The sequence below is a fragment of the Bradyrhizobium uaiense genome, from assembly GCF_010811875.1.
Lineage (GTDB): Bacteria > Pseudomonadota > Alphaproteobacteria > Rhizobiales > Xanthobacteraceae > Bradyrhizobium > Bradyrhizobium uaiense.
On record NZ_VKHP01000936.1, the window covers coordinates 1 to 244 of the forward strand.

Sequence of the window (244 nt, forward strand, 5' to 3'; positions counted from 1 at the left end):
TCACGCATGGCCTTGCCATTGTCCTTGCGGAAATCGGCGATGGTCTTGAAGTCCGGTGCCAACTGCCCGGTCAGCCAGATCATCTCGATATTGCGTTGACATTCCCGCTCCAGGCGTCGGCTCGACGACTACCTGTCCGAGGACAATCCGGTGCGTGCGATTGATGTGTTCGTCGATGGGCTCGATCTGGATAAGCTCGGTTTCGTTGGCGTTCGGTCGCTTGACACGGGGCGACCCGGCTACC

The 244-nt window shown here is 59.4% G+C and carries 1 pseudogene; it reads right to left on the bottom strand.

From position 1 onward, the window contains the following. Positions 1-125, bottom strand: a pseudogene (locus FNJ47_RS48180) (transposase); the annotation flags it as partial. Positions 126-244: the final 119 nt, after the last annotated feature.